This is a genomic window from Octadecabacter antarcticus 307, assembly GCF_000155675.2.
In the GTDB taxonomy this organism is placed as follows: domain Bacteria; phylum Pseudomonadota; class Alphaproteobacteria; order Rhodobacterales; family Rhodobacteraceae; genus Octadecabacter; species Octadecabacter antarcticus.
The window spans coordinates 2,489,145-2,501,920 of the sequence record NC_020911.1; the positions used below are offsets into that span (position 1 = coordinate 2,489,145).

At 53.6% G+C, this 12,776-nt stretch carries 11 protein-coding genes and 2 pseudogenes; 1 reads left to right on the top strand and 12 read right to left on the bottom strand.

Going from position 1 to position 12,776, the window contains the following annotated elements; genetic code table 11:
• Position 1 precedes the first annotated feature (1 nt).
• A complete protein-coding gene (locus OAN307_RS12540) occupies positions 2–928 on the bottom strand; it encodes a YicC/YloC family endoribonuclease (RefSeq protein ID WP_015500095.1) in 927 nt (308 codons plus the stop codon).
• Between the two features lie 62 nt (positions 929–990).
• Positions 991–1,170 (bottom strand): annotated as a pseudogene (locus OAN307_RS27995) (IS3 family transposase); the annotation flags it as partial.
• Positions 1,171–1,603: 433 nt separating this feature from the next.
• Between OAN307_RS27995 and OAN307_RS12550 the strand changes: the two are divergent.
• Complete coding sequence (locus OAN307_RS12550) at positions 1,604–2,938, top strand: NAD(P)/FAD-dependent oxidoreductase (RefSeq protein WP_015500096.1); 1,335 nt, start codon at positions 1,604–1,606, stop codon at positions 2,936–2,938.
• 174 nt (positions 2,939–3,112) lie between these two features.
• On the opposite strand, the gene rpsU is transcribed toward OAN307_RS12550, so the two are convergent.
• The 10 genes and pseudogenes from rpsU to OAN307_RS12595 all read right to left on the bottom strand — a co-directional run bounded on the left by rpsU (position 3,113) and on the right by OAN307_RS12595 (position 12,737).
• Positions 3,113–3,313: a 30S ribosomal protein S21 gene (gene rpsU / locus OAN307_RS12555; RefSeq protein ID WP_015500097.1), complete on the bottom strand. Its 201-nt coding sequence runs from the start codon at positions 3,311–3,313 to the stop codon at positions 3,113–3,115.
• A 131-nt stretch (positions 3,314–3,444) separates the two neighbouring features.
• Positions 3,445–3,561, bottom strand: a pseudogene (locus OAN307_RS30060) (IS6 family transposase); the annotation flags it as partial.
• 77 nt (positions 3,562–3,638) lie between these two features.
• A complete protein-coding gene (locus OAN307_RS12560) occupies positions 3,639–4,490 on the bottom strand; it encodes an ABC transporter permease (protein WP_015500098.1) in 852 nt (283 codons plus the stop codon).
• Positions 4,491–5,354 (bottom strand): ABC transporter permease, encoded by an 864-nt coding sequence (locus OAN307_RS12565; protein WP_015500099.1) that lies wholly within the window; start codon positions 5,352–5,354, stop codon positions 4,491–4,493.
• On the bottom strand, positions 5,355–6,461 hold the full coding sequence (locus tag OAN307_RS12570) for an ABC transporter ATP-binding protein (protein WP_015500100.1): 1,107 nt from the start codon (positions 6,459–6,461) through the stop codon (positions 5,355–5,357).
• Between the two features lie 81 nt (positions 6,462–6,542).
• Entirely contained in the window at positions 6,543–7,604 is a 1,062-nt protein-coding gene (locus OAN307_RS12575; protein ID WP_015500101.1) for an extracellular solute-binding protein, read from the bottom strand.
• 145 nt (positions 7,605–7,749) lie between these two features.
• The gene (locus tag OAN307_RS12580; RefSeq protein WP_015500102.1) at positions 7,750–8,901 is read right to left on the bottom strand and encodes an iron-containing alcohol dehydrogenase; all 1,152 of its coding nucleotides are present in this window, start codon (positions 8,899–8,901) and stop codon (positions 7,750–7,752) included.
• A gap of 3 nt (positions 8,902–8,904) precedes the next feature.
• Positions 8,905–10,278, bottom strand: coding sequence for an aldehyde dehydrogenase family protein (locus tag OAN307_RS12585; protein ID WP_015500103.1), 1,374 nt, complete (start codon positions 10,276–10,278; stop codon positions 8,905–8,907).
• A gap of 5 nt (positions 10,279–10,283) precedes the next feature.
• Positions 10,284–11,648: a glutamine synthetase family protein gene (locus OAN307_RS12590; RefSeq protein ID WP_015500104.1), complete on the bottom strand. Its 1,365-nt coding sequence runs from the start codon at positions 11,646–11,648 to the stop codon at positions 10,284–10,286.
• 57 nt (positions 11,649–11,705) lie between these two features.
• Complete coding sequence (locus tag OAN307_RS12595) at positions 11,706–12,737, bottom strand: TRAP transporter substrate-binding protein (RefSeq protein WP_015500105.1); 1,032 nt, start codon at positions 12,735–12,737, stop codon at positions 11,706–11,708.
• Positions 12,738–12,776: the final 39 nt, after the last annotated feature.

Sequence of the window (12,776 nt, forward strand, 5' to 3'; positions counted from 1 at the left end):
TTTACTCCACGTTTTGAACTTGTTCGCGCATTTGGTCGATGACCGCCTTAAGCGCAAGGCCGATCTGGGTCAGGGTCACGTCTTGGGCTTTAGCACACAGAGTGTTGGCCTCACGGTTGAATTCCTGCGTCAGAAAATCGAGTTTGCGGCCAATCGGCCCACCACCCACCAACAAACCACGCGCCGCTTTGACGTGCGCGCCAAGGCGGTCGATTTCTTCTGTAATGTCGGTCTTCACAGCGATCAGCGCCAATTCCTGTGCGACGCGGTCAGGATCTGCGCCCGTCGCGTCGTCCATCACCCGCGCGAGGGCGGCAGCCATGTTTGCCTTGGTCGCGTCGATGCGTGCCTTGGCGGCAACAACCGCTTGCGCTGTCAGAACTGTAATCTGGTCGATTTGGTCTATTAGAACGTCTAAAAGTGCAACACCTTCGGCCTCGCGCATCACCTTTAGCGCGCCCAGTGCCACGTGCAGATCACTGGTCAGAGGGTCCAATAAATCCGCACCTTCGCCTGCTTGCGCGGCCACCAATACACCGCGTTGCGCCAAAACATCCGCCGCCGTGGGCTGGCCCAATGTCACGCCGGTATCAAAGGCGCGTTCCTGCACGGCGTCTAATGCTGCAAGTATCATGTCCATCCGTGCAGGATCAATCGCAAGCGCGCCGTCACTCTGCGCACGGTTCAGCCGCAGACCAATCGTGATATTGCCGCGGGTAACGTAATTGCCAACGCAGCCGCGCACCGCCACCTCAAGCCCCGGCGTGCCATCGGGTAATCGCAGCTTCACGTCCAGTCCGCGCCCGTTGACGCTGCGCACTTCCCATGTCCACGACGTATCACTGGTTACGCCGCCTGTTTGACCGCCCCCAGTTTTAAAATCGGCATTTCCTTGCTGACTGGCAAAGGCTGTCATGGATCGGATCACTGCTTGGCTCCTGTTGTGGCTCTGAACCGCTTCGGGTTTTCCTATAGGCTAATGTGTCTTATTTACGCGGCCATGTCTGATCTTTCCAGAGCCGCTTTAAAGTTTGCTTTGACTAGTGCTAGTGGGATGTTTTCGATGGGTTCCAGAAGGCGGCGATGGTTGTACCAATCGACCCATTCAAGTGTGGCGTATTGAACAGCTTCAAAGGTGCGCCACGGGCCACGCCGGTGGTTGATTTGAGCCGTCAGCCAAAACAGCACGTCAAAAATTGTGCCCGTCGCAAATATGCCTTGGAGCGAAAGAAATGCAAAAATATGTTTCCAAGATGCTGCTTGCATCATGTTGCCTCATGCATTCAGACAAAGCCCCTCTTTGCTAACCATTCCTTAGCGAAGGCTGAATCGTCGGGGCCTACTATGGAAACCGTGAGGTGGAGATCAAGAGGGCGCTGCCAGACGGCGGCCAGTCTCCTGCTTGCCAGCAACTCAGACAACCTTCATCGCGGAACCATAAGACCGAAGTTTATTCGTCACGATGATCTCGGGCGACGTCTTGAATAAGCGCAGGCGCTTGCATCATAGACAGCGCACCGCATAATGGAACCAACCAGATGAGCAAGATGCACGACTCAGATAATATACTCTTGGTCCAAAAAACCTGACCACGGACAAATTTATGAAACGGATCTACGAGCCCCTTGCATATAGCGACCATCCGATACTTGAGAGTTATTGGGCATCTACAATTCAAGGCCACCGGCCAGAGTACCCTTCTTTGCAAGGTGGCGTGCGTGCGGAATTCGCCGTAATTGGCGGCGGTTACACAGGGTTGTCGGCAGCGTTGACCTTGGCTGAGGCGGGCGCCGATGTTGTGTTGTTGGATGCAAAAGTTCCAGGATGGGGTGCATCGGGACGTGCGGGAGGGCTCGTATCCACCGGAAGCACCAAGATCGACGACTGCGACATTATTAAGAAATATGGCCAAGCTGATGCGCGGGTATTCTTTGATGCAGAACGGGCTTCAGTCGACCTGGTCGAAGAGTATCTGGATAGATTTCGCTTGGATGTTGATCGTCATTCCAAGGGCTACACATACGTTGCCCATCGCCCAAGCGCAGTGGCGGGACTAATGGATTACGGTGCCGAATACACAGCGCGTTACGGGTTGCCATACGAATTTGTACCAAAAAGCGAAATGGCGTCTCATGGGTTGAACAGCCCAGATTTTTTTGGTGCCGTTCACCTCCCAATAGGTTTCGCCCTCAACCCGATGAAATTCGTTCTGGGCCTCACCGATGCGGCGCAGAGGGCAGGCGTGCGAATGTACTCCAATACAGCCGTAACCAACATTACAAACCAAAATGGATATGTTCTGGAAACAGCGCAGGGCCAAGTCCACGCGAAGAAATTACTGATAGCGACAAACGGGTATTCAAGTGACGATTTGCCCGGTGCCCTGTCTGGACGTTACTTGCCGGTCCAGTCCAATATTTTGGTCTCCCGTCCACTCACTGACAGCGAAATTCAAGATCAAGGATGGTGGAGCGAGCAGATGGTATGTGATAGCCGAACTCTGCTACACTACCTTCGGCTGCTACCAGATAAGCGAATGCTGTTGGGGCTACGCGGGTCGGTACGCGTAACCAAAGCTAATATCGACCGCACCCGTGACATAGCCCGCGCTGATTTCGACCGGATGTTCCCGAAATGGCAGCATGTAGAAACACCTTACTTCTGGTCAGGCTTAATTTGCATGACCCGCAATCTAGTACCCTTTGCTGGTGCCATTCCAAATATGGAAGGCGCATATGCAGCACTTGGGTATCATGGTAGCGGTATAACCATGGCACCCTACGCTGGCGCGTTGATCGCTGACCTTGCGATGGGACGTAACCGATTATCACATCCAGACCTAATGCGGCAGCCGTTGCGTCGTTTCGAGCTGGGACCCCTACGACGGGCGTCACTGCTACCTGCGTTCGCGTGGTATCACTTTAAAGACAAATTCTGAACAAGTCCGCAAGCAAAATGCCTTAGGTGAACGAGAAGCCAATTAATGGCGTGCCGTCACCCATCACATTTCTAGACGAATTTATGTGGCAACAGACAGGTCAAGCAACAAGTGCCCAACCTTCAATTTGCCATGGAGGCTTTGACATTCGTCAAAGCAACCGGAGAGCATAAATCACCCTTCGCGTTCTAATTTCTTACGCGCCAATTTACGGGCCCGGCGGATCGCTTCGGCTTTATTGCGTGCCTTTTTCTCAGACGGTTTTTCAAAAGCTTGCTTGAGCTTCATCTCACGAAAAACGCCTTCGCGCTGTAGCTTTTTTTTCAAGGCCCGAAGGGCTTGATCGACATTGTTGTCGCGAACACTAACCTGCATGTGGTTGATACCAACTTCCTATGATAATTTTTCGCTTATTGGCAGGAAACCTAACCGATATCAAATGATATTTCTCTGCAGAGGCGACTGTGACCCCAATTACGTGAAATGAGCCATTGGCTACGGGTTCCATGTAGCTGGTCCGCCACATTTCGAAGTGAACGCTGAAATCGGGCGTACGTCATCACAGCAAGGCGGATGATTTCCGCAGACGTCTTGAAGCAGCAAAAAGGGCTGCGTTTTGTCATTTAGCGAAGCTACGTCGCGCCCTGCCCGCTTCAATTCAGTTTCATCTGACAGTACCGGTGTGTTGGCGCAACATCTGTTATTTGGACTTTTGGAACAACAAAGACAGCAATCCAAGCGCAGCAGACGCAACAATCAAAAGAAGCGACACAGCATTCAAAACCGGTGTCGACCCGTGCTTGAGTTTGTCAAACATGATGATTGTCAAAGGCGCGTCCGACCCGACGAGCATCAGAGTTGTGTTGAAGTTTTCAAAGCTCATCAAAACGGCGACGACGCCGGCCCCAATGATCGCTGGCAGCAAGAACGGCAGCGTGACTTGACGTACAGCACCCCATTTTGTCGCCCCAAGGTTCAGCGCGGCTTCTTCGAGGCTGAGGTCGAACTTTTGCAATCGCGCTGAGATCACGAGTGTTGCGAAGGTCGTGATGAACGAAAACTGACCCAAAATGACGAGGATCAAACCCGGGCGCAACCCGTCGAACCAAAGTCCGGTCGCGTCTTCCAGCGTGTTGGCAACGGAGGACGCAAAAACAAGGATTGAGATGCCAAGGATAACGCCAGGTATGATTAGGGGCAGCAGCATAAGTATATAAAGCAGCCCTTTGCCACGAAAATCATGGCGCACGAACAGGAATGCGTTGCAGGTGCCAACGGCAACAGCAAGTCCGGCAACCCAGACCGCAACAAAAGCGGACGTCCCGATAGCGCGCACAATTGAACGTTCGTGAAACACACCGATAAATGGCGCTTCGGTCCCAAAAAACCACTTCATCGTAAAGCCTTCCCAAGGCAAAGACGGGAAAACGCTGTTGTTAAAGGCAAAGGCGCAGACGACTGTGAGCGGCAATGCGAGGTAGATAAAGAACAACGTCACATAGGCGCGGTAGGTCCATTTCAGGGCGGAAGATTGTGGAACGGTGGGGATCATCTATCGCCCCATTGTGCCGGACAGGGACTGGCGCGACAGCTTTAGCCCAAGGAATACAATCGTAGATGACAGGCCCAACAGTAAGAAGCCAAAGGCTGAGCCGAGTTCCCAGTTAAATCGGGTGATAAACTGGGTGTAGATCAAGCCCGTGAACCACAGGCTGTCTTTACCCCCCAGTAGGATCGGCGTCAGGTAGTTGCCCAGTGACAACATGAACACCACGATACAGCCGGATACAATACCGGGCATTGCATGCGGGATTACGATTTCGCGCAGGATGGACCAGCCCGAACCGCCCAAGTCATATCCGGCCTCAATTAAACTATCATCAAGGCTATCGAGGGTCGTCACCAAGGGCACGATCATGAACAGGATCGACGTGTAGACAAGACCGACCATGATAGCACCGTCATTATACAAAAACTCAACCGGTCCGTCGATGACACCGGTATATTGCAGGAAACTGGACAAAACGCCAGTTTCGCGCAACAGGATCATCCAGCCAAAGGTGCGGACCAATTCAGACACCCAGAATGGTATCAGGCACATCAAAAACAATGTGGTCTTCGCGCGGCCGCGGGTCAGCTTTGCGATGTAATAAGCAATCGGAAACCCCAGCAGAAGTGTCAGAACTGTTGTGAAAATAGACATAAATGCCGTGCGCGCAAATGTACGCCAATAAAGCGGTTCGTTGAAGAAAACAGCGTAATTACCAAAACCCGTTTCATATTCGCGCACGCCGACCTTCTCGCTGATCGAGACGAAGAATAGGCCGATGTGGGGCAGGATAATTAATGTCACGAGCCACAACAAAAGTGGCATCAGCAGCAGGTAGAACCCAAGCTTTGATTTGTCAGACACCATTTAGCGACCCTCGTCCGCAAAACAGCGTGCCTGCGTGGGGTTCCAACTGGTAAAAACGGCCTCACCCTTCGTAAGCCCAAGAAACACGCCGGTCTGTGGCAAGGTGACTTGGATCGTTTCGCCTGACTGCGGGTCGCGCAGAATGACCATACTATTGGCGCCATTAAACAACACGCTGTCTACAACACGTACACTTGCATTCGGACTATCTGCATCTTGTGTGGGGTCTTTCGACAGCTGGATCGCCTCAGGGCGCACAAAGATTTGCGCACGCTGCCCTATTGCGGGACCCTGCGTTGCGACCTGTCCGTGAAGTTCAACACCGCCGTCCGTGATAAGCGAAACGATCTGCCCGTTCTGGGCCGTTACTTTGCCTTCAAATCGGTTTGCATCGCCGACAAACCCTGCGACAAAGGCATTCGCAGGTTCATAATAAAGTTCCTTTGCAGTGCCAATTTGGTCAAACCGCCCCTCGTTCATAACGGCGATATTATCGCTCATCACCAAAGCCTCGGACTGGTCGTGGGTAATGTAAACGAAGGTCGTGTTGAATTCGGCCTGGAGGGTTTTCAGTTCAATCTTCATGTGTTCACGCAGTTTTAAATCAAGCGCGCCGAGCGGTTCATCCAGAAGCAAAACGTCCGGTTCCAGCACCATGCACCGTGCAATCGCCACACGTTGTTTCTGCCCACCGGACAGCTGGTCGATGTGGCGATCTTCAATGCCGGGCAATCCAACCCGTTCAAGCACCCGCCCAACACGGGTTTTAATGTCCGACGTGGCCACACCGCGCTGGCGCAGCCCGAAGCCTATATTTCGGCCAATATTCATCATCGGGAACAGCGCAAGATGTTGGAAGACCATCGAAACCGGGCGCTTATTGGGGCCCACGCCAATCATGGAATTGCCCTTGATCAAAAGGTCGCCACTGGTTGGAAATTGAAACCCTGCGATCATCCGCAACAGCGTGGTCTTACCACAGCCAGACGGCCCAAGAATTGAAAAGAAGGAGCCTTGCGGGACGTCGAAATTGACATGATCCACCGCGCGGAAATCATCAAAATCTTTGGTCAGATCGCGGCATTCAAGGTCAGCTGTTTCAGCCATTGATCCAGACCTTTCCAAATCACAATACGGTCATAAAGAAGGGCGCGATCCGCGCCCTTCTCATTGGTTCAGTATAAGTGCTTAGTTCGCAGCGCTGATGCGATCCAATGTGGCGCCTTCCATGGCTTCCAGACCTGCTGGCACTGGTGGATACCATTTGATGTTGTCGATCGCTGCCTGATCAAAACTCGCTTGGTAGCGCGCTTTCAGGTCAGCATTTACGCCTGCGTCGCCATCCACTGCTGCCGTAAAATTGCCAGCTGTGTTTGTGATCATCGCCGCAATGTCAGGGCGCATGACAAAGTTGATCCAATCATACGCCGCATCATCGGCCCGCCCACGTGACGGCAAAACGAACGTGTCAATCCAACCCAGTGCACCAGATGCAGGCGCAACAAATGTGATATCTGCATTATCAGCGTTCAGTTGCCAACCGCCAGTATCCCATGCCATCGCTGCGACCACTTCACCGGACCGCAACAGGTTCTTGATCTCATCGCCACCGCTCCAATAGGTTTTTACATTGGCCTTACATGCGACAAGCGTTTCCTCAACTTGATCAAGAATTCCTTGATAGGCATCCAGATCTGAATAGGCCGCAAACGGGTCGAGCCCCATCGCATAGGCAAATCCGATAAGTGTCGGGCGCTTCAGACGGTAGGACACGTCGCCCGCAACAGATGCATCACATAGGTCGGTATAATCGACAACTTGGCTTGCTTCGGCAGTGTTAACCACCAGACCGCTGGTGCCCCAGACATGGGGCAGGCCAAAAATTTCGCCATCAAATGTCGTGTTTGTCGCTGTCGCACTGAGCATCGACGGGATGAATTGCGCAGCGTCCACACGGGACATGTCGATCGGCTTATAGATACCGAACTCTTCTTGCGCACTTGCGATCCGGTCTTGGCTTGGTTGCGCAAGGTCAAAACCGCCACCGTTTGTGGCGCGCAGCTTTGCAATCATTTCTTCATTGTTCGACGTCGTTACTTCAACCGTGTGTCCAGTTTCGGCTTCGAACATCGCAATGACGTCATCAGGCGCATATCCGCCCCACGTCAAGAGCCGCAAAGTTTCGGCCGATACCGAGGATGCCGCCAAAGCGACGACAAGTGCTGTCGTTGAGACTAGTCTAAATTTCATATCAAGATTCCATCTGTGCGAGGTGTGACTGCCACTATTAAGGCGACCGGATTAAAAAGAGTCTATAGTTATGTTTTGTGAAACAATCGCGACGGCAGCACATTTGGGATCAGGTACTTCCGCCCCAAATATTGCCACTGAAATTTCATGCTCCGATGATTTCCAACAACAGTTTGGTCGTATTGTCTACGGTCATCTTTACCGGATTTCCGCCTGTGCTTGGGTCCTTCAGAGCACCGACAACGATCCGGTCAACATCGGGATTTTCTATGCCAAGCCCAGCAAGGTTTTTGGGGATACCAAACGACGCATTCAACCCGTCGACATAGGCGCAAAAACCGTCAAAACCGCCTGAAATTCCGAGGTAGTCCGCAGCCTGTTCAATCACGCCGGTAATCGCAGGTTTATTAAACTGAAGAACCGCAGGCATACACACAGCGTTCGTCGTGCCGTGGTGTGTATGATAAATCGCACCGATGGGATGCGACAATGCGTGGATTGCGCCGAGACCTTTTTGAAATGCCGTTGCGCCCATAATAGCGGCTGACATCATATGCGCGCGGGCCTCGATATCGGAACCATCGGCGTAGGCACGCGGTAGAAATTCTTTCACCAAACGCATGCCTTCAAGTGCCATACCTTGGCTCATCGGATGATAATGTGGCGAACAGTAGGCTTCGACGCAGTGGGCAAAGGCATCAAGGCCAGTTCCTGCGGTGATGAAGGTCGGCATCCCGACCGTTAATTCGGGGTCGCAGATTACGATTGTGGGCAGAAATCTCGGGTGAAAGATAATCTTTTTCTCTTCGGTCATAGAATTTGTAATGACCGACGCGCGTCCGACTTCGGACCCAGTCCCGGCCGTTGTTGGAACCGCAATAATTGGCGCAATTGCGTCTGTATCCGCGCGGGTCCACCAATCTCCAATATCTTCAAAGTCCCACAAAGGGCGGGTCTGACCGGCAAGGAACGCCACCAGTTTACCCAAATCAAGACCGGACCCGCCACCAAAGGCGATCACACCATCATAGCCGCCCTCATTGTAGGCTTTAACACCAGCGACGGCGTTCTTTTCGTTCGGGTTTGGGTCAACATCGCTGAACATGGCACGGCCAAGGCCGGCGGCTTCTAGCAGGTCGAGCGTTCTGGTGGTAATGTCCATGCTCGCAAGGCCACGGTCCGTGACCAAAAGCGGTTTTTTGATACCAGCGACGGCGCAGGCATCGGCAATCTCGGAAATACGGCCAGCGCCGAAACGTATGGAGGTCGGGTAGGACCAGTTGGCAGTGATGGTCATGATTTAGGCTTTCTTAAGGTGGTATGATTTTGGACGGGTCAGGTTGTGATAGCCGATAACGGAAAGCCCACCACCGCGCCCCGTATCTTTGCATCCGGTCCAGCACAGCGCTGGATCAAGATAGTCGGCGCGGTTCATAAACACAGTGCCCGTCTCGATCTGATCGGCAATGTCTTCGGCGCGCTTTGCATCTTGGGTCCACAACGACGCGGTGAGTCCGAAGTCACTGTCATTCATCAAACGGATCGCTTCAGCATCGGTCTTGACCGACATGATGCCAACCACCGGACCAAAGCTCTCGTCGCGCATGACCCGCATGTCATGCGTCACGCCTGTCAGAATTTGCGGCATCAAGTAGGCGCCGCCATCTTCTGGGAAATGAGCGGGATCAATCTGTGCTGTGGCACCGGCAGCGATGGCCTGCGCCGTTTGGGCGCGCACCTCTTGGGCAAAGCGCGCATGTGCCATCGGGCCAAGGGTCGTTTCAGCATGCAGCGGATTGCCCAGTTTGTAGCTGTTCACAATCACCACCGCTTTCTCGACAAAGGCATCGAACAGGCTCTCGTGAACATAAATCCGTTCGATCCCACAACAGCATTGGCCGGAATTGAACATTGCTCCGTCGATCAATGTGTCGACAGCGGCGTCAAGATTGGCGTCGTCCATCACGTAGCCAGGGTCTTTGCCGCCAAGTTCCAGCCCGATGCCGGTGAACGTACCAGCCGCCGCGCGTTCCATCGCTTTGCCGCCGCTTACGGACCCCGTGAAGTTCACAAAGCCAAAGACGCGATCTGCGATCAACTCTGAAGTGGTTTGGTGATCCAGAAACACATTCTGGAACACGTCTTTAGGGACCCCCGCGGACTGAAACGCCGCAACCATTCGTTCGCCCACCAGCGGCGTTTGTGACGCATGTTTCAACAACACCGCATTGCCCGCGATGAGGGCGGGAGCGACCGTGTTGATGGCAGTCATATAGGGATAGTTCCACGGCGCCACGACAAGAACGACCCCGTGCGGCACACGTTTGATCACACGACGGAACGCATTGCTATCCTCAACCACAATGTCGGCTAAAGCCGTTTCGGCGATGTCGGCCATATAGGTTGCGCGTTCGTTGAAGCCGCCGAATTCGCCGCCGTAGCGGACGGGTCGACCCATTTGCCACGCCAGCTCGGACACGATTTCGTCGTTCATGGCACCAACAGCAGCGACGCCTGCCTGCACTAACGCGATGCGGTCCGCCAACGGGCGTGCGGCCCACGCAATTTGCGCGGATTTCGCCCGCGCAACGGCTGCGTCGGCGTCAGGCCGCGATAGCGTTTCGCGCGTCGCATACACTGAAGCGTCGATGGGTGAGATGCATTGGATTGTCATATCAATTAGGCCCTTTCAAAGCCGCGTGCGATTTCCCAATCAGTCACGGCACGGTCAAATTCTTCTTGTTCCCATTCAGCGGCGCGGGTGTAGTGGTCCACCACATCATCACCCAATGCTTCGCGCAGGAATTTCGAACCGCGCAAAGTTTCAGTGGCTGCGCGCAGAGACTGCGGGATATCGGCGGCTTTGGCGTCTTGATAAACGTCACCCGTCGTTGCAGGGGCCAGTTCCATTTTTTCTTCGATGCCTTGTATACCCGCAGCGATCATGACCGCCTGCGCGAGGTAAGGATTTAAATCGGACCCTCCAATGCGACATTCGACCCGCACGCCTTTAGTTTTTTCACCACACAGACGGAACCCGGCCGTGCGGTTGTCAACGGACCAGACGGTTTTGGTCGGCGCAAAGGTGCCTTTTGAAAAACGCTTGTAACTGTTGACATAGGGCGCAAGGAAATAAGTGTAGTCGGGCGAATATTTGATCAATCCCGCCATGTAATACGACATCACCTCGGACATGCCGTGTGTGGCGGATTGGTCAAAGAACGCCGCCTCGCCATTTTTCCACAGCGACTGGTGCACATGGCTGGATGACCCGACACGGTCCTTGTGCCACTTGGGTAGAAACGTTGCAGCGCGGCCATTTTGCCAAGCGATTTCTTTGATGGCATGTTTGGCAATTGAATGATGATCGGCACAGTCAAGCGCTGGGGCGTAGCGGATGTTTAGTTCCGCCTGACCCGCCTCAGCTTCGCCTTTGGAGTTTTCGATCGGCAGACCCGCTGCAAAAAGGTGGTTGCGGATTGGCCGCATCACGTCCTCTTCTTTGGTGGTCTGAAAAATGTGGTAGTCTTCGTTGTAGCCGCTGATCGGCTGCATATCGCGAAAGCCAGATTTGCGAATGTCATCAAGGCTTTTATCGAACAAGAAAAATTCAAGTTCGGTCGCCATCTTTGCCTCAAACCCGAGAGCTTCTAGCCGCGCGATCTGTTTTTTCAGGATCGCGCGCGGCGAATGGGGGACCGGTTGATGCGTGCGATTATCGAGCACGTCACACAGCACCATCGCTGTGCCGTTCAGCCATGGAACAGGACGGATTGTAGAAAGATCAGGCTTCATGACGTAATCGCCATAGCCCGATTCCCAACTGGTAGACGCAAAGCCGTCAGGCGTCGCCATTTCGAGGTCGGTGGCCAGCAGGTAATTGCAGCAGTGGGTTTCCTCAAACGAAGTTTCGACAAAGTTCACGCCATGAAAACGCTTACCCATCAAGCGGCCTTGCATGTCTACAAAACACACCAGAACTGTATCAATCGATCCATCGATGACACAGGATTTCAGGTCGTCAAATGTCAATATTCCAGGCATATTCTATCCACTTTGCGAAGGGTTTGGGGGCGACGCAACGCCGCCCCCAGTAAGGGTTTAGCCGTAACGGTACGGACGTCCAGCCGCGACCATGTCGGAGTTGTATTTTTTGAAGATATCGACGACACGGCGTTTTACGTCGCTTTCAGCGGCGATTTCTTCCCAGAATTCCTGCGCCGCGGTTTCGACCGTTGCCCATTCTTCGTCCGGGATTGTTGTCAGTTCCATCTTGGGACCATTTACGCGCAGGTCCGCCTCACCGCCCCAATACCACCACTGACGATAGTAATGTGACTGATCACAACAGACGCGGAACAGGGTTTGCAGATCTTCGGGCAGCTCGTTCCAGCGATCCATATTGGCAAAGAATGATCCCGCCCAAGCACCGGAGATGTTGTTGGTCAGGAAGTAGTTGGTCACATCTGCCCAGCCGACAGTATAAGCTTCGGTGATTCCGGACCACGCGATGCCATCCAACTCACCGGTTTGCATCGCCACTTCGATGTCTTCCCACGGCAGGTTGACCGGCACGACGCCGAACTTTGTCAAAAAACGGCCCGCTGTAGGGAACGTGAAAATGCGCTTACCCTCAAGGTCCGCAAGACTGCGGATCGGGTCCTTGGTCGAGAAATGGCACGGATCCCATGCGCCCGCAGAAATGTGTTTCACACCAACCTTCGAGTATTCCTCGTCCCAGATTTCGTTCAGACCATATTGGTTGAACAGCACTGGCACATCGAGGGAATAGCGTGACCCGAACGGGAAGTAGCCGCCAAAAACGGTGACTTCGGTCGGGGACGCCATTGAATCATCGTCCGATTGAACGGCGTCGATCGTGCCGCGCTGTAAGGCCTGAAACAATTCGCCCGTCGGGACCAATTGGTCTGCAAAGAACAATTCGATCTGCATGCGGTCGCCCGCGATCTTGTTGAACATTTCGATGGCAGGCACGATTACTTCGGCTGCCAATGCACCACCTGCGTAGGTCTGCATACGCCAACGAATGGTGTTTTGCGCCAATGCCGGTGTGGCCAGTGCCGCCGCCGGAACAACCGCCGCGCCTTGGATAAATTTACGTCTAGAAGTCATATCTTTTCTCCTTGGTTGAATTTCGACCGCTTGAGGCGG

Bases quoted from the DNA above. Each gene is read 5' to 3' on its own strand.
- OAN307_RS12550 (WP_015500096.1), top strand. From the start codon at position 1,604: ATGAAACGGATCTACGAGCCCCTTGCATATAGCGACCATCCGATACTT.
- rpsU (WP_015500097.1), bottom strand. From the start codon at position 3,313: ATGCAGGTTAGTGTTCGCGACAACAATGTCGATCAAGCCCTTCGGGCC.
- OAN307_RS12560 (WP_015500098.1), bottom strand. From the start codon at position 4,490: ATGATCCCCACCGTTCCACAATCTTCCGCCCTGAAATGGACCTACCGC.
- OAN307_RS12565 (WP_015500099.1), bottom strand. From the start codon at position 5,354: ATGGTGTCTGACAAATCAAAGCTTGGGTTCTACCTGCTGCTGATGCCA.
- OAN307_RS12570 (WP_015500100.1), bottom strand. From the start codon at position 6,461: ATGGCTGAAACAGCTGACCTTGAATGCCGCGATCTGACCAAAGATTTT.
- OAN307_RS12575 (WP_015500101.1), bottom strand. From the start codon at position 7,604: ATGAAATTTAGACTAGTCTCAACGACAGCACTTGTCGTCGCTTTGGCG.
- OAN307_RS12580 (WP_015500102.1), bottom strand. From the start codon at position 8,901: ATGACCATCACTGCCAACTGGTCCTACCCGACCTCCATACGTTTCGGC.
- OAN307_RS12585 (WP_015500103.1), bottom strand. From the start codon at position 10,278: ATGACAATCCAATGCATCTCACCCATCGACGCTTCAGTGTATGCGACG.
- OAN307_RS12590 (WP_015500104.1), bottom strand. From the start codon at position 11,648: ATGCCTGGAATATTGACATTTGACGACCTGAAATCCTGTGTCATCGAT.
- OAN307_RS12595 (WP_015500105.1), bottom strand. From the start codon at position 12,737: ATGACTTCTAGACGTAAATTTATCCAAGGCGCGGCGGTTGTTCCGGCG.